General features: G+C 65.3%; 21 protein-coding genes. 6 read left to right on the forward strand and 15 right to left on the reverse strand.

Translation table 11 applies throughout. The annotated features are described in order from the left end of the window. Positions 1-372: 372 nt before the first annotated feature. Entirely contained in the window at positions 373-795 is a 423-nt protein-coding gene (locus ACIBW7_RS03250) for a MarR family winged helix-turn-helix transcriptional regulator (RefSeq protein ID WP_063039799.1), read from the reverse strand. Positions 796-880: 85 nt separating this feature from the next. Between ACIBW7_RS03250 and ACIBW7_RS03255 the strand changes: the two genes are divergently transcribed. After that, positions 881-2,338 carry an MFS transporter gene (locus tag ACIBW7_RS03255; protein WP_397043570.1) on the forward strand — a complete coding sequence of 486 codons (1,458 nt, stop codon included), beginning with the start codon at positions 881-883 and terminating at the stop codon, positions 2,336-2,338. Positions 2,339-2,424: 86 nt separating this feature from the next. Here the strand turns inward: ACIBW7_RS03255 and ACIBW7_RS03260 are convergent, their stop codons facing one another. Next, the gene (locus ACIBW7_RS03260; protein WP_397043572.1) at positions 2,425-2,973 is read right to left on the reverse strand and encodes a dTDP-4-dehydrorhamnose 3,5-epimerase family protein; all 549 of its coding nucleotides are present in this window, start codon (positions 2,971-2,973) and stop codon (positions 2,425-2,427) included. A gap of 3 nt (positions 2,974-2,976) precedes the next feature. Next, the gene (rfbA, locus tag ACIBW7_RS03265; protein WP_063039813.1) at positions 2,977-3,849 is read right to left on the reverse strand and encodes a glucose-1-phosphate thymidylyltransferase RfbA; all 873 of its coding nucleotides are present in this window, start codon (positions 3,847-3,849) and stop codon (positions 2,977-2,979) included. A 221-nt stretch (positions 3,850-4,070) separates the two neighbouring features. Here rfbA and ACIBW7_RS03270 point away from each other — a divergent pair, with 221 nt between their 5' ends. After that, complete coding sequence (locus ACIBW7_RS03270) at positions 4,071-5,078, forward strand: alpha/beta hydrolase (RefSeq protein ID WP_397043575.1); 1,008 nt, start codon at positions 4,071-4,073, stop codon at positions 5,076-5,078. 344 nt (positions 5,079-5,422) lie between these two features. On the opposite strand, the gene ACIBW7_RS03275 is transcribed toward ACIBW7_RS03270, so the two are convergent. Beyond that, positions 5,423-6,130 (reverse strand): hypothetical protein, encoded by a 708-nt coding sequence (locus tag ACIBW7_RS03275; RefSeq protein ID WP_397043577.1) that lies wholly within the window; start codon positions 6,128-6,130, stop codon positions 5,423-5,425. A gap of 305 nt (positions 6,131-6,435) precedes the next feature. On the opposite strand from ACIBW7_RS03275, the gene rfbB reads away from it, so the two are divergent. Beyond that, positions 6,436-7,443: a dTDP-glucose 4,6-dehydratase gene (gene rfbB / locus ACIBW7_RS03280; RefSeq protein WP_397043579.1), complete on the forward strand. Its 1,008-nt coding sequence runs from the start codon at positions 6,436-6,438 to the stop codon at positions 7,441-7,443. Between the two features lie 176 nt (positions 7,444-7,619). On the opposite strand, the gene ACIBW7_RS03285 is transcribed toward rfbB, so the two are convergent. Both ACIBW7_RS03285 and ACIBW7_RS03290 read right to left on the reverse strand, forming a co-directional pair. Further along, the gene (locus ACIBW7_RS03285; protein ID WP_397043581.1) at positions 7,620-9,206 is read right to left on the reverse strand and encodes a DUF2142 domain-containing protein; all 1,587 of its coding nucleotides are present in this window, start codon (positions 9,204-9,206) and stop codon (positions 7,620-7,622) included. After that, a complete protein-coding gene (locus tag ACIBW7_RS03290; RefSeq protein ID WP_397043583.1) occupies positions 9,203-10,183 on the reverse strand; it encodes a glycosyltransferase in 981 nt (326 codons plus the stop codon). The genes ACIBW7_RS03285 and ACIBW7_RS03290 overlap by 4 nt, the downstream gene beginning before the upstream one ends. A 108-nt stretch (positions 10,184-10,291) precedes the next feature. Here ACIBW7_RS03290 and ACIBW7_RS03295 point away from each other — a divergent pair, with 108 nt between their 5' ends. Then, positions 10,292-10,828 (forward strand): GtrA family protein, encoded by a 537-nt coding sequence (locus ACIBW7_RS03295; protein WP_245720867.1) that lies wholly within the window; start codon positions 10,292-10,294, stop codon positions 10,826-10,828. A gap of 124 nt (positions 10,829-10,952) precedes the next feature. After that, on the forward strand, positions 10,953-12,848 hold the full coding sequence (locus tag ACIBW7_RS03300) for a glycosyltransferase (RefSeq protein ID WP_397043586.1): 1,896 nt from the start codon (positions 10,953-10,955) through the stop codon (positions 12,846-12,848). Positions 12,849-12,900: 52 nt separating this feature from the next. Here the strand turns inward: ACIBW7_RS03300 and ACIBW7_RS03305 are convergent, their stop codons facing one another. The 8 genes from ACIBW7_RS03305 to ACIBW7_RS03340 form a co-directional block, all read right to left on the reverse strand. Then, on the reverse strand, positions 12,901-13,461 hold the full coding sequence (locus ACIBW7_RS03305) for an O-acetyl-ADP-ribose deacetylase (RefSeq protein WP_397044167.1): 561 nt from the start codon (positions 13,459-13,461) through the stop codon (positions 12,901-12,903). Between the two features lie 348 nt (positions 13,462-13,809). After that, a complete protein-coding gene (locus ACIBW7_RS03310) occupies positions 13,810-14,661 on the reverse strand; it encodes an SDR family oxidoreductase (protein ID WP_397043588.1) in 852 nt (283 codons plus the stop codon). A 200-nt stretch (positions 14,662-14,861) separates the two neighbouring features. Next, positions 14,862-15,566: a hypothetical protein gene (locus ACIBW7_RS03315; protein ID WP_397043590.1), complete on the reverse strand. Its 705-nt coding sequence runs from the start codon at positions 15,564-15,566 to the stop codon at positions 14,862-14,864. Positions 15,567-15,622: 56 nt separating this feature from the next. Further along, positions 15,623-16,741, reverse strand: a complete 1,119-nt coding sequence (gene rsgA, locus ACIBW7_RS03320) for a ribosome small subunit-dependent GTPase A (RefSeq protein WP_397043592.1) — start codon at positions 16,739-16,741, stop codon at positions 15,623-15,625. Positions 16,742-16,943: 202 nt separating this feature from the next. After that, positions 16,944-17,894 (reverse strand): glycosyltransferase, encoded by a 951-nt coding sequence (locus tag ACIBW7_RS03325; protein ID WP_397044169.1) that lies wholly within the window; start codon positions 17,892-17,894, stop codon positions 16,944-16,946. A gap of 206 nt (positions 17,895-18,100) precedes the next feature. Next, complete coding sequence (locus tag ACIBW7_RS03330) at positions 18,101-18,940, reverse strand: ABC transporter ATP-binding protein (RefSeq protein WP_364388457.1); 840 nt, start codon at positions 18,938-18,940, stop codon at positions 18,101-18,103. Between the two features lie 13 nt (positions 18,941-18,953). Beyond that, the gene (locus ACIBW7_RS03335) at positions 18,954-19,781 is read right to left on the reverse strand and encodes an ABC transporter permease (RefSeq protein WP_397044171.1); all 828 of its coding nucleotides are present in this window, start codon (positions 19,779-19,781) and stop codon (positions 18,954-18,956) included. Between the two features lie 377 nt (positions 19,782-20,158). Then, positions 20,159-20,767 carry a bacterial proteasome activator family protein gene (locus tag ACIBW7_RS03340; RefSeq protein WP_397043594.1) on the reverse strand — a complete coding sequence of 203 codons (609 nt, stop codon included), beginning with the start codon at positions 20,765-20,767 and terminating at the stop codon, positions 20,159-20,161. A gap of 228 nt (positions 20,768-20,995) precedes the next feature. On the opposite strand from ACIBW7_RS03340, the gene ACIBW7_RS03345 reads away from it, so the two are divergent. Continuing rightward, positions 20,996-22,198, forward strand: a complete 1,203-nt coding sequence (locus ACIBW7_RS03345) for a cysteine desulfurase-like protein (protein WP_397043596.1) — start codon at positions 20,996-20,998, stop codon at positions 22,196-22,198. Between the two features lie 19 nt (positions 22,199-22,217). Here the strand turns inward: ACIBW7_RS03345 and ACIBW7_RS03350 are convergent, their stop codons facing one another. Continuing rightward, entirely contained in the window at positions 22,218-22,568 is a 351-nt protein-coding gene (locus ACIBW7_RS03350) for a hypothetical protein (protein WP_397043598.1), read from the reverse strand. Positions 22,569-22,583: the final 15 nt, after the last annotated feature.

Consider the following 22,583-nt stretch of genomic DNA (forward strand, 5'->3'; position numbering starts at 1 on the left):
GCGCGAGGGGTGGTCGAGTCCTACGCGTGCGGTGCATGCGCTTCGACGACTCGGACGCGAGACGGGCCGCGAACGGTCGCTCGTAAGACTCGCTCCGTGGTGGTCGCTGATGGTGGATCGTTCGGCCAGTGATGCGCACGTGCCGGATGGTCGAGACTCGCGCCTGCGGCGCATGCGCTTCGATGGCGCGGACGCGAGACGGGTCATGAACGCGTCGCTGGAACGGCTCGCTTCGTGGTGGCTGGGAAGCGTGGATGCTAGCTATCCAGCACTTTTGCCCATCTCGGGTCCGGTCGAGCACGTCGCTCGTGTGACTCGCTCCGTGGTGGTCGGCAGAGTCGAATTGTTCGGCACCGAATGTGTATGGGCCACTCAGCACTTCTGCCGACTACCCCAGGTTCGCTCGAGCACGTCGCGATGTGTCGGCAGCGCCGACTCGTAGACCTCGCGGCCCTTCTCGGTCAGACAGACGAAAATCGCGCGCCGATCCTCGGCACACATACTGCGCGAAACCAGTCCGTCGCGCTCCAGCCGCGCCACCGCGCGCGAGAGGGCGCTCTGGCTCAGGTAGATGTCGTTGGCCAGATCGCTCATCCGATAGTCGCCGCAGGCGGCGTCGACCAGCCGGTCCAGCGTCTCGAATTCGCTGAGGCCGATATCGTGCTTGCCCTGCAGCTCCTTCTCGAGCGCACAGCTCACGGCGGCGTGCCGGTCGAGCAGCTCACGCCACTCGGCGACCAACCCGGTGGGCGCCACATCGCGCCCCGCTAATTGTGTTGTCGACGGCTTCGACATGGCCCTATCCTAGTGCTCCACGCAGGCCGATGCAAGTGCATTAAATGTGTTGGCATTTAATGTCGACGCATGTAATGTTCCGCCCATGACTTCTGCAGCAACCGTTTCGGCCGCGACGGCGACCGATCCGATCAGATGGTCCACCCGTCTCTGGGGCATGCTGATCACCCTCTGCATTGTGTTGTTCCTCGATGGTCTCGATGTCTCGATGATCGGTGTGGCGCTGCCGTCCATCGGCGCCGAACTGGATCTGTCTACTTCCACCCTGCAGTGGCTGGTCAGCGGCTACGTACTGGGTTACGGCGGACTGCTGCTGCTCGGTGGTCGCACCGCCGATCTGCTCGGGCGGCGCAAGGTCTTCCTGATCGCGCTCGCCGTCTTCGCGCTGGCTTCGCTGGCGGGCGGTCTGGTGACCTCCGGCCCGCTGCTGATTCTGACCCGCTTCATCAAGGGCCTGGCCGCGGCGTTCACCGCCCCGACCGGTCTGTCCATCATCACCACCAATTTCGCCGAGGGGCCGGCCCGCAATAAGGCGCTGTCCATCTACACCGTGTTCGGTGCGGGCGGTTACTCCATGGGTCTGTTGTTCGGCGGTCTGATGACCGGTATCGGCTGGCGCTGGACCTTCCTGCTTCCGGTTCCGATCGCGCTCGCCGCACTGGCCGCGGCCTGGGTGCTGGTGCCCAAGGACGAGGCCGCCGAGGAGGGCGGGCACGACATCCTCGGCGCGCTGCTGTCGACCGCGGGCATGCTGCTGCTCGTCTACACCGTCGTCTCCGCGCCCGAGGTGGGCTGGGGTTCGGCGCGCACCGTCGGTTCGTTCGTCGGCGCCGCGGTGCTGTTCGCCGGATTCGTCGCGGTGGAGAAGAAGGTGAAGTACCCGCTGGTGCGCCTCGGCATCCTGCGCAAGGTGACGCTGGTCCGGGCCAGCCTCGCGATCATCGCGGTGGCGGGTTCGTATTTCAGCTGGCAGTTCATCGTGACCCTGTACCTGCAGGATTCACTGGGCTGGTCGCCGTTGAAGCTGGCCATGGCGCTGCTGCCGGTCGGTCTGCTGGTCGTCGCGTCGGCGTTCTTCTCCGATAAGCTCGTCGACCGGTTCGGGACCGGGCCGATCATCGCGATCACCATGGTCGTGATGGCCATCGGCTACCTGCTGTTCCTGCGGCTGGACACCACCCCGTCGTATCTGACGATGATCCTGCCCGCGGTGCTGCTGATCGGTATCGGCTGGGTCGGCTTCCCCGCCATCAATATTCAGGCGACCAACGGCATCGATGATGATGAGCAGGGCCTGGCTGCCGGTGTGCTGCAGACCTCCATGCAGGTCGGCGCGGCCATCGTGCTCGCGGTGAATACCGCGATCATCGCCTCGGGTGACCCCGGTGCGAGCACTCCTTCCGCGATGCTCGACAACTTCCGGCCCGGACTGCAGTTCGCCGCCGGTGTCGCCATCGTCGGCGCGCTCATCGCCCTGACGGCCTACCTGCCCAAGCGTGCCAAGGCGCGGGCGCAGGAGCCGGAATTGGAGCTCGTCGGCTGAATCCCCTCCGCCGACGGTAAGTCGAACGTCACCGCTCCCTCCTCATCGGGGGCGGTGACGTTCGCCCCTTTCCGGGCGTCTCAGCTTCACGAGAAGGGCGGAGCGGCAGCGTCTTTCGGTGATCGGATATACGTCAGCGGGCGACCGTCCAGACCGATCTTCGGCCATTCGATACCCAGCCGCGGATCGAAGGCATCCATATCCCTGTCGAATTCCGGTGTGTACTCGATCGAACAGAGATAGGTGACGGTGGAGTGATCCGCCAGCGCCAGGATCGCATGGCCGAGCCCCTCGGACAGGAACATCGAGCGCCGATCGACATCGTCGAGCACCACGCTGTCCCAGCGTCCGTAGGTGGGTGAGCCGGGCCGCAGATCGACGACGACATCGAGGAACGCACCGCGCACGCAGGTCACATATTTGGCCTGTCCCGGCGGATCCTCGGTGTAGTGGATGCCGCGCAGCACCCCGGCCGCCGAGACCGAGCAGTTGACCTGGCGCAGGTCGAACGGCCGACCGGTCACCTTCTCGAATTCCGAGGCCTTGAACGATTCGCAGAACATGCCACGCTCGTCACCGAATTGGCGCGGAGTGATCACCCATGCCCCCGGCACGGCGAGTTCACGGAACTCCATCGCTCACCAATCCCGTCCGCGCTCGAGCAGATCGAGCAGATATGTCCCGTAGCCGGAGCGAACCAGCGGTTCGGCCAGCGCGCACAGCTGTTCGTCGTCGATGAAGCCCTGTCGCCACGCGACCTCTTCCGGCACAGCGATTTTCAGGCCCTGCCGCTGTTCGATGGTGCGCACGTAGTTGGCGGCGTCCAGCAGCGAGTCGAAGGTGCCGGTATCCAACCAGGCGGTGCCGCGGGCGAGGACATCGACGCGCAGCCGATCCTGTTCCAGATAGGCGCGATTGATATCGGTGATCTCGTATTCGCCGCGCGCCGAGGGCCGCAGCCCGCGCGCGATCTCCACGACATCGTTGTCATAGAAATACAGCCCGGGGATGGCGTAGTTGGACCGCGGCACCTTGGGCTTCTCCTCTATCGAAACCGCTCGGCCCTCGGTGAATTCGACGACGCCGTAGGCGGTCGGATCCGAGACCCAGTACGCGAAGACCGCGCCGCCGTCGATCGCGGCGAAGCGTTCGAGGCTGGTACCCAGGCCTGGTCCGTGGAAGATATTGTCGCCGAGCACCAAAGCGGCGCTCTCGCCGCCGATATGGTCGGCGCCGAGGACGAACGCCTTGGCGAGTCCGTCCGGTTCCGGTTGCACCACATAGGTGATCGAGATGCCGAACTGCGAGCCGTCGCCGAGTAGGCGGGCGAACGCGTCGGCGTCCTCCGGGGTGGTGATCACCAGGATATCCCTGATGCCCGCCAGCATGAGCGTGGACAGCGGGTAGTAGACCATCGGTTTGTCGTAGACCGGGACCAGCTGTTTGCTCACCCCGCGCGTGATCGGGTGCAACCGGGATCCGGTGCCACCGGCCAAGATGATTCCGCGCATGGTCGTCGAGTCTGCCAGGCGCGTCCAGCTCGGCTTCGGCGAGGTTCCGACTCGCCTACAAATTGATCACGAACGTTTGGTGCACCGGCGCGCCGGGCGATATATGTAGCGTAGATCACGCTATGGTGTTGTGAAACATCAGCGTGTGAGATGTCAGCGTCGACTCTCGCCTGGAGAACCGTTCGGTCGGGTTCGGCGCGCCAGTGTGAGGTAGGTGCGCGATGGTTGCGATCAGCGGGAGTGAATTCGACGCGGGTGATCCCGGTCTGTTGATGAACCCGGACGGCCCGAGCGCATCGGCTCGATTGCTGCTGGCGACCTGCCTCGGTACGGTGCGGCCGGTGCTGCGGATGTTTCCGGTCAGCCGCACGACCATCCCGATCGGTGCCCTCGCGATCGACGGTCTGGCGCGACTGCGGCCGCAGCCGCGTGGTGTCGATCGGGAACAGGTGACGCTGAACGGTTTTCGGATGGAGATCCTGCGTCCCTCGGGTGGTTCGCGCGCCCTGCGGCACGGTGCGGTGCTGTATATGCACGGTGGCGGCTTCGCCGTCTGCGGTCTCGGCACCCATCGCCCGATCGCGGCCAGCATGGCCCGGCGGACCGGACTGCCGGTCGTCAATGTCGATTACCGTCAGCTGCCCGGGAACAATGTCTCGGCTGCCATCGAGGACTGCGTGACCGCCTACCGCTGGCTGCTGCGGCACGGTGCGGACCCGGCCAGGATCATGTTCGCGGGTGATTCGGCGGGCGGCTTCCTCGCCTTCGCCACCGCACTGCGCGCGATCGAGTCCGGGCTGCCGTCACCGGGCGGGCTGATCGGGCTGAGCCCGCTGCTCGATCTGGACTACGCCGCCAAGCGCGACTATATGAATGTCGCGCGCGACCCCTATCTGCCGCTGGCCGCGCTGGAGGCGGTGGTGCGGATCGGCGCCGAGGTGGACGGGGTGCTGGATCCGCTGGTGTCGCCGGTCAACGGCGCCTTGGCGAGTCTGCCGCCGGTACTGCTGATCACCGCCGAAGACGAGATGCTGCGCTATGACTGCGAGCTCATGGCCCGCAGGCTGACCGCGGCCGGTGTCCCGAACGCGCTGGAGATCTGGCGCGGTCAGGTACACGCCTTCATGGCGATAGCCCCGAACCTGCCCGAGAGCAGGATGGCACTGGCCCGGGTCTCCCGGTTCGTGCGCGCCCGCCTCGAGCAGCCCCAAAGGGCTCGGACGGCCTGACCTGGATCGGCCGGACGAGTCGCGAACCCCGCACCTGGACCTCGCCTATCGGCGGCGTTCCGGGGCGGGGTTCTTGGTTGGAACCGGTGCCGAGAATTTCATTCTGTTGTCGGAGAATTCGAATTCCCGCGAATACCCGGCATCGCCATTTGGTTCAACTTGATTTACTTTTTGTTCACCTGGATGATGCTTGAAATTACTTCGCCACCAGACAGATCACAGCCCTCGTTATGCGCAAACTTCGCCCGGCCATTTCGGTCGAGCGGCAGCAGAAACCCCGCCAGATCGATGACCGGGCGGGGTTTCCTGGGCTCGTTTTCAGTTGTGCAGAGCCGTCGTTCGACTTACTTCGGCGCGACGAACGGGGCGTTGGTGGTGGCGAAGTACTGGATCGCCGCACCGATCGCGACCGGAGCCGTGATCAGGATCTGACCGGCCAGGGTGCCGAGCGCGCCGATGGCGATGATGCCGCCGAGGCAGCCGATGGCCGCGGCCGGGATGAACGCGCCGAACAGGCCGACGATGGTGGCCGAGGCGACGGTCGCACCGGCGATACCACCGAGGACGCAGCCGATAGCGCCGCCGCCGAGACCGCCGACCAGGGTGCCGATGGTGGCGCCCATGGCGATGGTGTCCTTCATGCGGTTGAAGGCGGCCACCTCACGGTCGTATTCGGTCTTGAAGGGGGCCTTGTCCTCGAAGGGCAGCGCGACCGGCTTGTAGGTCGCCTTCGCCATGTCGAGCTGCGGGGTCAGGGTGGCGGTGTGGTCGGCGATGTCCGCGGCGATCGGGAATTCGAAGTCGTCGACGCGGAAGGTCAGCGGGGTGCCCGCGACGGTGGTGCCGTTGGCGGCCTTGATCTTGAGTGCGTTGTCCTCGACGACCAGCGAGCCACCATCGGTGGTGATGATCGACTGGGTGTCGGTGGCGTTCGCGGTGAAGTTGATCGGGGCGTCGGCGGATTCCGCCGGTGCCGCGTTGACGGTGCCCGCGGTGATGCCCATGGCGGCGATCAGCAGGGCCGAAGTCGCGGCGAATTTCCTCATCAGCATTTTGTTTTGGACCTCGATGTGAAGCGTTCGGGGGGACTAGACGATCGAAATCTAGACCAGCTAACGCATGGTGAACCCGTTGTGACCGTTAATTCAAATTTTGTTCACCATCACGACTCGAGGCTTGGTGGGTTCTTTGAAATGTGTACGTTGACCATGCCTTTTCACAAAGAACTGAACCACGCGTCTTTCTTTGCACTCAACCGGAGTGGCCGACATCACAGATTGAAACCCTGGTCGAGCGGGTGAATACAGTCGAGCGGATCCGGCGCCAGTGGCTCGGGCGGGCGACGTAAGGTCATGGGGTGCGACTGCTCGTAACCGGCGGGGCCGGGTTCATCGGTGCGAATTTCGTCCAACAGGCCGTGGCCGAGCGTCCCGACGCCACCGTAACCGTCCTTGACGCTTTGACCTACGCGGGAAACCGGGCCTCGCTCGAGCCGGTGGCCGAGCGCGTCGACTTCGTGCACGGTGATATCGCCGATCTGGATCTGGTCGACGAGCTCGTCTCCGGTGTCGACGCCGTGGTCCACTTCGCCGCCGAATCGCATAACGACAACTCCCTCGCCGAACCCTGGCCGTTCGTGCAGACCAATATCGTCGGCACCTACTCACTGCTGCAAGCGGTGCGCCGCCACGACGTGCGCTACCACCATGTCTCCACCGACGAGGTCTACGGCGATCTCACACCGGACGGACCCGCATTCGACGAGAACACTCCCTACAACCCGTCCAGCCCCTACTCGGCCACCAAGGCCTCGAGCGATCTGCTGGTGCGCGCCTGGACCCGCTCGTTCGGCGTTCGCGCGACGATCTCCAACTGCAGCAACAACTATGGGCCGTATCAGCATGTGGAGAAGTTCATTCCGCGCCAGATCACCAACCTCATCGACGGGGTGCGGCCGCGGCTCTACGGCGCCGGCCATCAGATACGTGACTGGATCCACGTCGACGATCACAACCGCGCGGTGTGGGACATCCTGGAGCGCGGGCGAATCGGGCAGACCTATCTGATCGGCGCGGACGGTGAACTCGACAACAAGTCCGTGGTGCGGATGATCCTGCAGGCCTTCGACCGCGATCCGGACGACTTCGATCACGTCACCGACCGGGCGGGTCACGATCAGCGCTACGCCATCGATGCGACGCTGCTGCGCACCGAACTCGGTTGGACGCCGAGGTATTCGGATTTTCGTGCCGGGCTGGCCGCCACCATCCAGTGGTACCGCAACAACGAGAGCTGGTGGCGTCCGGCCAAAGCCGGCACCGAGCGCGCGTACGCCGATGCGGGCGAGCGGACCATCAATGCCTGAGCTCCCCCGCCTCCCCGAGCCTCTGGCCGGACGTTGGGAGCGCTGAAGTTCAGCTCCCGGGCTGGCGGTCGGTGTGTGCCCGGGTTCTGGGCGTACTCGGTGAGTTACCCATGTTCTTCCGAAATCAGTTGTCACCCTGGTCGGCCTGTGGCACGGCCCGAGAGCGCGGGGGTTTGTCAGCCCCAGACGATCGAGTAGTACTTCCAGAGTGCGGCGATCAGGGCCACCAGCGTGGCCGCGATGATCGTGATGGCCGGACCCTTGGCCGGGGTCCGGCCGCGGATATCGGTGAGCCGCAACGGCATCCAGCGCAGCAGCACCACCAGTGCGAGGATCGCCAGCGGCACGAAGTACCGGCCCTGTACACCGTCGATGATGTAGTAGTCGACCGGGGTGAACGACATGTACAGCGTCACGTAGATCATCGCGACACTCGCGAGCATCGTCAGTGCGACGATCAGCGTGCGCCGGAAGGTGGCGGTCGCGGTGTTCATCCGATCCGCGATACCGACGCTGACCGCGAAGGCGAGCAGGCAGGCCAACACCGTCAGGGCGGGGACGTCGATGTAGGCGAAGCCGAGTTCGCCGAAGAACTGGGTGAACCACCGCTGGTCGCGCAGTGCGATGCTCTCGCCGAAGACGCTCACGAAATTCGCCGGATCGCTGAGGATCCCGTGCAGCTGATCGTTCGGACGCACCGAATTCCATTGGTGCTGTGGGCGCATCAGGCCCATACCGTCGGTGGTCGGTGCCGCGATCTTCATCCAGACCGCGAATGTCGCCGCGCCCAGGAAAGCGAAACCCCATGGGAGCAGACGCTTCCAGCGGGAATCACCGCCGAAGGCGAACCGGTTCGTCGGCACCAGCACGATGAGCATGGCCATCAGCACGTAGGTCGGCTTGCTGACCGGCAGCGCGAGGGTCGCGGCAAGTAGCGCCGCGGTCTCGACGCGACCGAGACCGTCACCCAGGAACAGTGCCTTGACCAGCAACGCGGACATCAGAATGGCCAGCGCGTTGGTCATGGTGTCGGCGGTGACGGTGCCCGCCTGGAAGACCGCGATCGGCAGCACGGCGACGGTGAACGCCAGCCACTGCACCCGGTGCGCGCGCAGGGCCCACAGACCGAATCCGACCAGCGCGAGGTAGGTGGCCAGGCCCGCGAGCCGGGTCAGCAGCATCATTGCGCCGACATTCAGTCCGAACAGCTCGGCGACCCGAATGCCAATGGCCGCAGGGATATACGGAACCGGCGAGTAGGCAGCGGTATTGGTGAACCAGACCGGCTCCGCGGCCTTGGAAACCGCGGTGCCCTCCATCCGGGCGTAGCTGCCGGGATCGGCCACCATCTGATCCGGCTCTTCCGGATTGGTGGTGTAGTCGTGCAGCGCGTAGCCCATCAGCTGGGTGATGCTGATCGGCACATCGCCGCCGTAGGAGATGCCGCGATCGTCGTGGATCCGCTGCGGCAGGAAGCCGCCGTGCGCGACCTGGTAGGCGCGGCCGAACTGGGTGATTTCGTCGTGGCCCCAGAACGGCGGAGTGATCCAGGCGAACAGTGCGCCGAAGACCGTGACGACGATGGTGAAGGCGACCGTCGCGGCGCCGAAGCGGGCGACGATCCGGCGTCCGAAATCACGTACCGGATTCGGTCTGCTCGAATCAGGTTCGGCGGCAGCGGATTCGGCTGTCGCGACATCGTTGTCCGTGGTCTCGGGTTCCGGATTCGCGGCGGTTGCGGTTCGATCCGCCGAGGTGGTCAACGCTCGGCTCCACCGGTGTGCGCGTCACCGCCATGCGCGTCATCCGCGCCGACGGCGGAGTAGCGCAGGTAGACCAGCCGGGCGGCCTCGTGCCGGGAGCGCCGGATGCCGTCCAGGATCAGGCCGGCAGTCCAGGCCAGGCTGCCGAGCAGCAGCAGGGTGAATCCGAGGAACAGCGTCGGGAACCGGGGCACCTCATGGGTGTTGTAGAACTCGACCACGATCGGAATGGTCAGGATGATCGAGATCAGCCAGCTCAGCGTGCCGAACAGCCCGTAGAACGCGACCGGTCGCTCATGTCTGGCCAGGCCGATGATCAGCGCCAGGATCTTGAATCCGTCGTGGTAGGTGCGCAGTTTGCTCTCACTGCCCGCGGGCCGATCACGGAAGCCGACCGGAACCGCGGTCTGCGGCACCCGCAGATGCAGGGAATGCACGGTCAGCTCGGTTTCGATCTCGAATTCGCGCGAGACGGCCGGGAAGCTCTTCACGAATCGACGCGAGAACACCCGGAAGCCGCTGAGCATATCGTCGACGTTCTCGCCGAACACCTTTCCGACCACGCCGTTGAGCACCTTGTTACCGGTCTCGTGGCCGGAGCGGTACGCCGACGCGCCCTCGTCCTGTTTGCGGACGCCGAGCACATGGTCGTACGGACCGTCGAGCAGTGTCTTGATCATCAGCGGCGCGGCCGACGCCTCGTAGGTGTCGTCGCCGTCGATCATCAGATAGATATCGGCCTCGATATCGGCGAAGGCGCGGCGCACCACATTGCCCTTGCCCTTGGTGTGTTCGTGGCGCACGATCGCACCGGCCGCGCGGGCACGCTCGGCGGTCGCATCGGTGCTGCGGTTGTCGTAGACGTAGACGACGATTCCCGGCACGGCGGCCTGCAGGTCGGCGACGACCTTGGCGACCGAAGCCTCCTCGTTGTGGCATGGCACCACTGCGGCAATTCGGAGCTCGGTGGAGTCCACCCGGTCAATCCTCGATGTCGGCGGTGAATGGGGAACACCGGGAGGGTACAGGGCGGTACCTATTGGTGCTCACTCGGTTCACCGAGCCTACTGAGGTACCGTCGCCGGGTGTCTTACCCAGAGCAGCCCGTGTCATTCTCCGAACGGTCCGGCTCACCGCAATCGACGCCCGTTGACGAGCCGCTGACCGCGAAGGTGATCGCCGCACTGCGGCGCGGCGGCGCTTTCCTGGTGGTCGGCGCGATCGGTTTCCTCGTGGACGCGGGCACCTACAACCTGCTGGTGTTCTGGGGTGGCGAGGGCGTGCTGTACCACGCGCCGCTGCCCGCCAAGATCATCGCGATCGCGGTGGCCACGGTGGTGACCTACTTCGGCAACAAGTGGTGGACCTTCGGGCACAAGAAATCCGATAACCCCGGGCGCGAGTACCTCTTGTATGCCATATTCAATGTGGTCGCTATCGGCCTGCAACTAGGCTGTCTCGGGTTCTCACGCTATGTGCTCGACCTGTCTTCACCGCTGTCGGACAACATTTCCGGCACGCTCATCGGCCAGATCGTCGCGGTGGTATTCCGCTACTGGGCCTACGACAAATTCGTATTCGTCGGATCTTCGGACAGTTCGGCTAACGACAAGCAACCATAAATAGCGAGACCGCTTCGGTTCCTGGACGGGCAGTCGCCGAGCCTGATTGATATCCTCGCACCCGCCGCGAAGGCATCCAGGGGCGTGTCTGTCCCGTCGGCACCAAAACGATTTCGAGGACTTCATGGATCAGTCGGCTACCCAGGCCGTTACCGAGACAAATGACCGACCTTCGACCGCGCCCGCCTCGCTGCGCGTGGATCACCAGGCGCCCGATCGGCTGGTGCTGCAGCGCGGCATCTTCACCGGTCCGTCGGCGAAGGTGAGTGACGAGCTCTACGCCGTCGTCAAGGGTCGCGCCCATCGGGAACGCCTGGAGCTCAGACTGGAGAAGGGCGCGTCCGCACATACCAACACCTACTTCGGGCGCTTCGCGGCCAGCTACTGGCAGCGCTGGACCTCGGTCACCGAGGTGTGGGCGAGCATGGTGCTCGATGTGACCAAGAAGGCCCGCGTCCGGGTGGTCGCCTCCGATATCGCCGGGCACCGCCGGATCATCGAGACCGCTGAGATCACCACCAGCGGCCCGCTGACCCTGACCGCACCGCTCGACCAGTACGTCGACGGTGGCGCGCTGTGGCTCGAATTCGATGCCATCGGCGGCGAACTCGGCATTTCCGCGCAGACCTGGTCCTGCACCGCACCCGACCATATGCGCCCGGTCGCCATCGCGATCTGCACGTTCAACCGGGCCGCGGACTGCGCCGAGACGGTGGCCGCGCTGGCCTCCGACGCCCCGATTCTGGAGGCCATCGACGCTGTCTACGTGGTGGATCAGGGCACCGATCTGGTGGAGAACCAGGCGCGTTTCCAGGAGACGCTGCCGATCTTCGGTGACAAGCTGCGGTACATCCGGCAGCCGAATCTCGGTGGTGCGGGCGGCTTTACCCGTGGCCTCTACGAGGTGTCCGCGGTCAACGAGCACGCCGACGTCATCCTGATGGACGACGACATCCTCTGCGAACCGGAAACGGTGCTGCGGCTCAACGCCTTCGCCAATATGACCGTGGAACCGACGCTGGTCGGTGCGCAGATGTTGTTCCTGCTCAACCCGGATTACCTGAATGTCGGCGCCGAGGAAGTGCATCTGCACGAACTCAAGCACGGCCAGAAGGTGTCGAAGGCATTGCGCAACACCAGCATGCTGAAGAAGAACCAGGAGCGCCGCGTCGACGCCGGCTACAACGCCTGGTGGACCTGCCTGATCCCGGCAGAGGTGGTCGCCGAGATCGGGCTGCCGGTGCCGATCTTCTTCCAGTGGGACGATGTCGAATACGGCATCCGGGCCCGCGAGCACGGGTTCGTCACGGTGACGCTGCCGAATGCCGCGGTGTGGCACGCGGACTTCTATTGGAAGGACTACGACGACTGGGCGCGCTACTTCAGCACGCGCAACTCGTTGATCGTCGGTTCACTGCACACCGATCTCGACGGCAAAGCCATTACCCGCCAGCTGTTCCGGAATCTGGCCGAACATCTGGTCGCCATGCAGTACGGCCTGGTGCACACCACCCTGCAGGGCATCGAGGACTTCCTGCAGGGACCGAAGGTCCTGCGCGACGGTGGAATCGCCGCGCTGGCCGCCGCCCGCACCAGTCGAGCCGACTACACCGAGACCGTCAAGCATCCCGCCGCGACTCCGCCGGTGCGCTCGGCCGATATCCAATTGCGCCGTGCCGGTGGCGAACCGAGTCGGGTCACGGCGGTGCTGATCAAGCGGGCCATCTCCCAGTGGACCGGCCGCACCCAGCACGGGCTGATCGGCGTCACCCGCGAGGACGCGCACTGGTGGCACGTCTCGCTGTTCGACCACGTCGTGGTCACCGACGCCTCGCAGTCCGGTGTCCGGGTCCGGCAGCGCGATAAGGCGCGCGCTCGCGCCCTGCTCATCCGCACCATCCGCGTCCTGCGCCGCCTGCGTCGTGAACTGCCCAACCTCACCCGGCAGTACCGCGCGGCGATGCCGGAGCTGACCAGCCGGGAGAACTGGGAGCGCCTCTACGGCATCGAGCCGAACTGAGCCGGCGCGGCCGCGCACGAAATGATCGCGCGGCGCCGAATGTTGTGCGTGCTCACCGGAGTGCGGATTCGAATGCGGCGTACGCGCGCTGGTCGAAGAGGACGAAGCGAACTTCCGTCACATTCGTTGTCGCTTCGCGCACCGTCTCGACGGCGATCCGCGCGCCGTCATCGATCGGCCAGCCGTAGATGCCGGTGGAGATGGCCGGGAATGCGACGGTGTGTGCGCCCAATTCGTCTGCCACCCGCAGTGATTCGCGGTAGCACGAGGCGAGTTGGGCGCAGCGGTCCTCGCTCGCCGACCAGACCGGCCCGACGGTGTGGATGACCCATCGGGCCCACAGGTCGCCCCCGGTGGTGGCGACCGCTTGACCGGTGGGCAGCCCTTTGCCGTAGTGCGATGCGCGCAAATCGCGGCAGGCGTCGAGAATTGCGGGGCCACCAGCGCGATGGATTGCGCCATCGACGCCGCCACCGCCGAGCAGAGAAGAGTTGGCCGCATTGACGATCGCATCGACCCGCTGCTCAGTGATATCCCCCCGGCGAAGGATGATCGTGGCGGTACCAGGCGCGCCCGAGATCAGGTGCCTGGCGCGCCCTTCCAGTAGCGGCATCAACGCCTGCCGCCAGGCACTGAGACTGACCATCCCGCTCGACATGCCACCGTGCGCGAATTCCGGTCGGTGCACGCTGTCGGGTGCGCCTTTCGCTTCGAGACGCAACCCGACCACCTGCTCGAAGGTGTCGTGCAGCAGTGCGATCAACTCGGTCGAAGTCGAGGGCGGGTCGAGACCCTCGAGCAGACTCCGCATTTCCTGCCAGACGTAGGGATCGCCGCGCAGCCCCCATCCCTCGGGCTCTGGTTCGAAGATCGCGGCCAAGGTTGGTTTACCGGTCACGATGGCGACGGTAGCGGGCTGAAAGCCCGAAGGTGGCCGGGGGGGCCACCTTCGGGATCGGCGTCAGAGGAACAGATCGGTGGTCAGTTCGGTATCGCCCGGGACGACGCGGTACTTGTCCAGATCGGTGATCCCGTGTGCGGCGAGGACTTCGTCATCGAGGAAGAAGTTGCCGCTGGTCTCCTTCGATGGCGAGGTGAGGACCAGGTAGGCGGCGTCGGCGTAGATGTCGGGGGTGCGGGAGGTGGCGATCATTTCCGCACCGCCGAGCAGATTCTTGACCGCGGCGGTGGCGATGGTTGTGCGCGGCCACAGCGAGTTGACGGCGATACCGTCGCCCTTGAGCTCCTCGGCCAAACCCAGTGTGGTGAGCGACATTCCGTACTTGGCGATGGTGTAGCCGAGCGCCATGCCCGCCCATTTCGGGTCCAGGTTGAGCGGCGGGGACAGGGTCAGGATATGCGGGTTGCGGCCCGCCGCGGCCGATTCGCGCAGCGCGGGAATGCTGAGCTTGGAGAGCAGGAAGCTGCCGCGGCAGTTGATGTCCTGCATCAGGTCGTACTTCTTCATGGAGATGGCGTCGGTGGGGGACAGGTCGATCGCCGAGGCATTGTTGACGACGATGTCGATGCCGCCGAACCGCTCGACGGTCTGGCGCACGGCCTCGGCGACCGAATCATCGATGCGCACATCGCCGACGAACGGCAGTACGGTTCCGCCCGCCTCTTCGAGTTCCGCCGCGGCGGTATGAATGGTGCCGGGCAGCTTCGGATGCGGCTGGTCGGTCTTCGCGATCAGGGTGATATTGGCGCCGTCGGCGGCGGCTCGCTTGGCGATCTCCAGACCGATGCCACGGCTGCCGCCCGACATGATCATCGTCCTGCCCGCGAGCGGCTTCGATCCCGGTTCCGTCATGACCTGCTCCTGTCGTCCAGGCCGCGGGTGGGTGCGCCCGCGGCCGTGCCGACCCGTTCGAGCGACCGGCGAGCAGTCGCCGACGGGTGTTGTGCACGTCAAGGGTAACCCAGGACCCTATGCAACCAGTTGCATAGGATGGTCGAAGAAAGGGCGCCGGAACCCCGACGCCCTTTCGACGCTGTCAGATGTCGACGCTGTCAGATGCTCGATGCACCGGCGATCAACAGGATGTTCAACAGGATCATCAACGCCACGATGCCCCAGCTGATGTAGATGAAGATGGCGCCGGGCGTCTTCTGCGGAACCGGGCCGATCGCACCGTTGAGGAAGATGACCGCGGGCGGCTTGTAGTAGAACCGTGCGCCCTGACCCTCCTGAATCGCGGCCGTCGCATTCGCCGGGCCCATATCGAACAGCCAGGGCGTGGTCACCTTCACGTGGTACTGCCCCGGGCCGACCGGAATATGGTTCTGACCCCACCGCGTATTCGGCACCCGCTGACCGTTGATCAGGATCTTCGGCTTGGTGATCGCCAACAGGAAGGCGAACCACTCATAGGAGGCCTCGACGGTGATGCCCGGCGGGGCCGGTGCCTGCTGCGGAACCGGCTGCCCGTAGGGCACCTGGCCGTACGGCTGCTGCCCATAGGGCTGAGCAGGCTGACCGTACGGCTGCGGCGGTACGGGCTGGCCGTACTGCGGCTGCGGAATATGCGGCTGACTGCCGTACGGCGATTGCGGCACCTGCGGTTGGCTGATCGGTGGCTGCCCCGCGGGCGGCGCGTATTGCGGTGGCGCACCGTAGGGATTCGGCGCGCCCTGCGGCGCCGGCTGACCATATGCGGGCTGTCCGGGCCATTGCCCGGGCTGGCCCTGAGGCGGATACCCGCCGGGGTAACTCATCTGCACCCTCCCGTTTAGCGATTTGTGCGTGCCGACCCTACCGTGCTTCCACCGAATCAGCGGCGCGAGCTTCTCTCCTGGTAGAACTGCCGCTGCTGCTTGCGGATATCTCGCCACGCCTTCTCGCGTTCGGCCTGCAGCCGCTTGTCCGATCGCGCTGCCATCCAGGCGTTTTCCCGTTCGAGTTTGCGGTAGCTGTCGAAGCGCCGCTGGGTGAGCGCGCCGCTGTCGATGGCTTCCTGTACGGCACAGCCGGGTTCGCCGTTGTGCGCGCAGTCGTCGAATCGGCAGTGCGCCGCGATGGATTCGATATCGCTGAAGGTTTTCTCGATGCCTTCCGCGGCATCCCAGAGGCCGATGCCGCGCAGACCGGGCGTATCGATCAGCGTGCCGCCGCCGGGCAGCGGCCGCAGCTCTCGATGCACGGTGGTGTGCCTGCCCTTCTTGTCCACCGCGCGAACTGCGTTGGTGGCGAAGACTTCCTGGCCGAGCAGGGCATTGGCGAGCGTCGATTTCCCGACGCCGGACGGACCGATCAGCGCGACGGTGCCGTCGAGCATCGCGGTGAGCACATCGAGTCCCGATCCGGTATCCGCACTGACCGCGAGGGCGACCGCACCGGGCGCGACTGCCTGCACTTCGTCGAGCGGAATATCCAGCGCCGCATCCGCTTTGGTGAGCACCACAATCGGCTGTGCGCTGCTGTCCCAGGCCAGTGCGAGCATGCGCTCGATCCGCCCGAGGTCGATATCGCTGTCGGCCGCACTGCAGATCAGCACGGTATCGACATTCGCGGCGAGCACCTGGCCCTGTGCGCGCCGGTCCGCGGCCGAGCGGGTAATCGCGCCGCGGCGCGGAAGCAACTGGCGCACATCGAGTTCGGCATCGATGCTCACCCAGTCACCCGTGCACAGCCCACTGATCTCGGAATCGGCACCCCGCCTGAGCGGGTCAGGCCGGGAGGCAGCCTGGGTAACCCCGGACGGCCCCCGCTCAGGCCGAAACAAACGCGGGCAACGGGCGCGCGTGAGTCCGGTCGGCGTCGCGACATCGCATTCGCTGCGATCCATGCGGATCACCCGTGCGGGGACGCACCCATCGTCGATGAGCGAGTCGTATTCATTGGCAACGGCTTCGGTCCAGCCGTAAGGGACGAGGAGGTCGTAATCGACCATGATGGAAGGAATCCTTCGTCGGGCGCCGAGCCCGAACCGGACTCAGCGAGAGGTATCTGAGGCGGAAATTCGTGCGGCAGCGTGCGTTTGCACAGCTGATCCGGGCACGACAATCCGGACGGTCCGTGTCACGATCTCCACCTCCTCACTCTCATCTCGACGTTGCTCGCCCACTTTGGCATGGCGCGCAGACCCGCGCAATCTATTTTTCGTCGGTGGGCTTCTGGTCCGGGGTCGGCTTGCCGAACTGCTCGTTGCGGCCGAGGCTGCGCAGGTGGAACCATTCGCGCAGACCGGCCGGATCACGGCGGGTGACGAGGAAGAACCAGGAGAAGCGGATCCATTCCTGGGGCAGCAGTTTGCGCATACCGGGCTGGGACATCAGGTAGCCGCGGTTGCGGTAGGTGAAGTAGCGCTTGACCGGGTCGTCCGGGTACTGGGTGTGCATGCGGCCGCCGAGGATCGGCTTGAATTCGGCGGCACCGTTGGGATGCAGGTAGGCCGTCTGTAGACAGGTGCCGAACGGCAGACCGGAGCGAACCAGTCTGCGATGCACCTCGACCTCGTCGCCGCGTACGAATAGCCGCAGGTCCGGAACGCCGATCAAATCCACCGCCCTGGCGGAGATCAGCGCGCCGTTGAAGAGCGAGGCGATGCCGGGCAGGAAGTCTTCATCGCCTAGCTCGGAACGTAGCCGCCGCCAAACCACACCGCGGCGCAGCGGGAAGGCGAGGCGATCCGGTTCATCGATATCGCAGACCACCGGAGACACCTCGACCAGACCGTGTCGGCCCGCGCAATCCAGCAGCGTGGCAAGGACTTCCGAGCCGTCGGGGCGGCCGTCGTCGTCGGCCAGCCACACCCAGTCCGCGCCGAGGGTCAGCGCGTGCAGCATGCCGAGCGCGAAACCGCCCGCGCCGCCGAGATTGTGCGCCGAGCCGAGGTAGGTGGCCTCGATCGGCTGCTGGGCGACCAGCTCCGCGACCTCGGTTTCATTGGCGTTGTCGACCACGATCAGGTGGTCTACCGGGCGAGTCTGGGAGACAAGGACTTTCAGTGATTCGGCGAGCAGCTCGCGGCGTTTATGGGTGACGACGACGGCGACGATCTTGGCGTCGGGGCCGGTGCCGGCTGGGGTGCGGGCGGCTTCGATTTGTGCGGGGGAGGGGTCGTCGGAGTCGTCGTCCGGAGTGTGCGCCGCCTCGTCATCCGCGGGCTTCGGCGTTGGTTGCGGTGCTGCGTCGCCTGGCGCGGAGTCGTTCGCCGGGGCGCTCGAGTTCGGTGTGTCGGAAGCCGGCACGGAGTCGATCAGGGCCTCGCGCCCCGCGTCGATCGGGGCGTTCTGCCCGGTCGGCTCACTCATGCCTGATTCCGCTCCAATTCTCGCTCTGTTCCCATTTTCCGTTCCGCTTCCATTTCGCGCAGCACGGTGGCGACGTGATTGCCGGCGTCCGGGCCCTCATAGGCACGCACCACTTCTTCGATACCGCCGCGCAAACGGATCTGCCCGTGGTCGACCCACATGGCGGTATCGCAGAGCTGGGCGAGAAATTCGTTGGAATGGCTGGCGAACACCAGGATGCCCGAGCGGGCCACCAGTGATTGCAACCGGATCCGAGCCTTCTTCATGAATTCGGCGTCCACCGCGCCGATGCCCTCGTCGAGCAGCAGGATCTCCGGATCGATGGAGGTAACCACGCCCATCGCCAGGCGCACCCGCATACCGGTGGAATAGGTGCGCAGCGGCATCGAAAGATATTCGCCGAGTTCGGTGAATTCGGCGATCTCATCGATCTTCGACAGCATCTGCTTACGCGTCTGTCCGAGGAAAAGCCCACGGATGATGATGTTCTCGAAGCCGGAGATCTCCGGATCCATACCGACGCCGAGGTCGAATACCGGTGCCACCCGGCCGCGGATGCGAGCACTGCCGCGCGAGGGTTCGTAGATTCCCGAAAGCAGTCGCAGCAGTGTCGATTTGCCCGCGCCGTTATGTCCGACCAGGCCGACCCGGTCGCCCTCTTTCAGCGAAAGGGTGATGTCACGCAGCGCCTCGACCACCACAACGTCGGACTGATTGCGGCCGATCGCGCCGCCCGCCTTGCCGAGGAAAGCCTTTTTCAGCGACCGCGATTTGGCGTCGAAAATCGGGAACTCGACCCACGCCTGGCGGGTTTCGATACTCACATGGTCGGTCATCGGGCCCGATCTCCTATACCCAGTACGGCACGCGCGAACGGTACAGCTTCATGGCGAAGATCGCCACGATCCAGCCGACTACGGTAATGGTGCCGACGATCACCCAGTGATACAGATGCTGATCATCACCGAGCAGCGGCGCACGGACGATCTCCAGGTAATGGAAGGTCGGCACGATTTCGGCCAGCTTCGCGCGCTCGCTCACCTGACCGCCCTGTTCTTGCAGGCTTTTCGTATTCCACATGACCGGCGTCAGCACGAACAGCATCAGCGTGAGGCTGCCGAGGATCGGCGCGATATCGCGGTAGCGGGTGCTGAAGATGCCGAACACGATCGAGACCCACATCGAGTTGAGGAACAACAGCCCGAGCGCGGGGATCGCGAAAATGGCGGTCCAGTGCAGTTTTTCCCAGACGCCGAATGCGACCAGCACCACCCCGTAAATCAGCATGTTGTGCGCGAAGAACAGCAACTGACGCCAGACCAGGCGATAGACGTGCACGCTCAGCGCCGACGGCAGCTGTTTGATCAGCCCCTCATTGGCGATGAAGACCTCCGAACCCTCGAGGATGCTGGCCTGGATCACATTCCAGACGATGATGCCGACGGCCACATACGGCAGATACGACTTGATCGACTGGCCGAGCAGCGCCGAGTACAGAATGCCGATCGCGGCGGCCTGCACACCGGTCGCGATGGTGATCCAGAACGGGCCCAGTACCGAGCGTCGATAGCGCTGTTTGATGTCCTGCCAGCCGAGCGACAGCCAGAGCTCGCGCTGCGTGAAGCCGCCGCGGAAGTCTTTGAACGCGCGCCCGAAGGTCTGCGAGTCCGAGACGATCGCGCTCGCCGGCGCGACGGCCTCGTCCGGCGCGGGCGTTTCCGCGTCGGAGCTCACCGGATTCTCCGGCGCGGTGTTCTCTTCAGGAGGCACGGAGGTCTCATCGGAACTCTCGTCGGTACGCGCTTGGCTGGTATCTGAACGCACTGAACCCTCTTCAGGACGATCCGAGCTCTCATCGGGACGCGCCGTATTCACATCGGAGACCGAGTCGGGGCGGGCGGCAGCGGACGGCACGGTGCTCGACACTACCCTCGCAATTTCCCGCGGCGTGAGCGGCAGGGCCCGGAGGCGGTAGCGGAGCGTAACCACGTTGGGCCCCGCGATCGCCGCAAATCAGACACCGCCGACCCGGCTGGCACTCGACTCGGATCTAGTCAGAGATATTGTCCGGAGCCGCCGATCGGCGAGTTCGACTGGCCCCCGCGCGGGTCGGTCGCGTGGATGCCGGGTGGCAGCGCACCCTGACGCATCTGTTCCAGCTGCGCGCGCGCCGCCATCTGCTGTGCGAACAGCGCCGTCTGGATGCCGTGGAAAAGACCTTCCAACCAGCCGACGAGCTGGGCCTGAGCGATGCGAAGTTCGGCATCCGTCGGCACCGCGTCATCGGTGAACGGCAGCGTGAGCCGCTCCAGTTCCTCGCGCAATTCCGGTGCCAGACCCTGTTCGAGTTCGCGCACCGAGGATTTGTGGATCTCGCGCAGCCGGGTCCGGCTGGCATCGTCCAGCGGAGCCGCGCGGACCTCCTCCAGCAATTGTTTGATCATGGTCCCGATGCGCATGACCTTCGCGGGCTGCTCGACCATATCGGCGAGCGATTCCTCGACGTCGTCCTTATTGTCCGCATTGTCGGATTTATCATCACCGTCGGTAACGACCTGGGCGGTGAAGGGCGTGTCCGAGCCGGACTCGACCGGAATAGCCAGCGGCCGGCCGTCGGGCCCGATCACGACAATGGATTCGGGTACTCCATCCGATTGCGTCATGGTCCCTATCATGTCGCGTCAGCCGCGAACGCGCTAAGTCGGTCGCCTTCGATCAGGTCACCGGGCCGGTGCCGCGGCGCAGAGGTGGCGTCTATTCTGTTCGGGTCGTGTGGTTCGGATTTGCTGAAAGTCGGTTGCCATGCTGAGTCCCAGTTCACTGCACCCCCGCCTGCCGGTGAGGGGGAACGCGGTTACCCAGGCTCGCCCGCTGCCCTTAGAGTGGCCAACATGACTTACGACGTCGCGAGGGTTCGGGGCCTGATACCGTCCCTCGGCGACGGCTGGATCCATCTCGACCCGCAGGGCGGAATGCTGGTCCCGGATTCGGTATCTCGTGCCGTATCAACAGGTTTCCGAACCTCTTCGTTTTCCCATATCGGCCGCAATGGCGCCGCCGTTCGCAGTGCCGCGATTCTCGATGCGGCGCGCGAGGCCGTCGCGGATCTCGTCGGCGGTGATCCGGCGGGCGTCGTACTCGGACCGGACCGCGCGGTTTTGCTGGCCTGGTTGGCGGAGTCGCTGAGTTCGCGGCTCGGCCTCGGCACCGGGATAGTGCTGTCGCGATTGGATGATGAGGCGAACGTCGCGCCGTGGTTGCGGATCGCGAATCGCTACGGCGCGCATGTGCGCTGGGCCGAGGTCGAGATCGAGACCTGTGAGATGCCGTCGTGGCAGTTCGAGGAATTGATCGGCCCGACCGCCCGGCTGGTCGCGCTGACCGCCGCATCGCCGATCGTCGGCTCGGCCCCCGCGGTGCGGGTCGCGGCGGATCGGGTGCACGAGGTGGGTGGTCTGCTCGTCGCCGATTGCTTCGGCGCCGCGCCCTATGCCCTCATCGATATCGACGAACTGAATGCCGATGTCGTCGCGTTGAGCGCCCCCGCCTGGGGTGGTCCGCAGATCGGCGCACTGGTCTTCCGCGATCCGGCCTTCCTGGACCGTATTCCGTCGATGTCGTTGAACCCCTATGCGAAAGGCGCCGAACGCCTCGAGGTCGGCGGCCACCAATACGCCTTGCTCGCCGGCTTGACCACCTCCATCGACTTCCTCGCGGGCCTGGACGAGCGCGCCCGCGGCACCCGCCGCGAGCGCCTGGAAATCTCCATCACCTCGCTGCAGGACTACCACGATCAACTCTTCGAGCACCTGATGGACGTGCTCGACAAAATCTCCAACCTGACCGTCATCGGCCGCGCCTCCACCCGCATCCCCACTGTCAGCTTCACCATGGCGGGCATGCAAGCCGAAAAGGTAGCCGCCAAACTCGCCGATGCCCGCATCGGCACCTTGAGCGGCGTCCACGGCGGCAGCCGGTTGTTGGATGCCCTTGGCGTCAACGACGAAGGCGGCGCCGTAACCGTCGGCTTGGCCCCGTACACAACGAATTTCGAGATCGACCAACTCGGCCGCGCCCTCGCCGCCCTGGAGTGAGTGCGGACGGTGCCGGTAGTCAGTATCGCTTCGGCTGCCCCCACTTATTGCTCGGTCGTTCCGGCATCGCGTCGCCGCCCTCGCGTGGTGCGACCGCGTCGGCCGGCGCGATGAAGTCCAGATAAATCCACTGCCCATTGGTCTCGACCGGCACCTCGATGCTGGCCACCCAACGCCCGTCCACGAGCCGATGCCACGCCCGCTGCCTGGCCGCCATCCGACCGGACAAGACCAGGCCGTATTTCTTCACCCGCGCCGATACCTCGCGGGTCGGCGATCCATCCGGCGGAAGCACGCGATCGATGTCGACGTAGATCGGCAGGAGCGGTGAGTACGGCCGCCAGACGTCTCGATGTCGATTATCGAACATACATTCGAGTATGGC

Origin of the sequence: Nocardia sp. NPDC049526, assembly GCF_044465765.1 — a bacterium.
In the GTDB taxonomy this organism is placed as follows: Bacteria; Actinomycetota; Actinomycetes; order Mycobacteriales; family Mycobacteriaceae; genus Nocardia.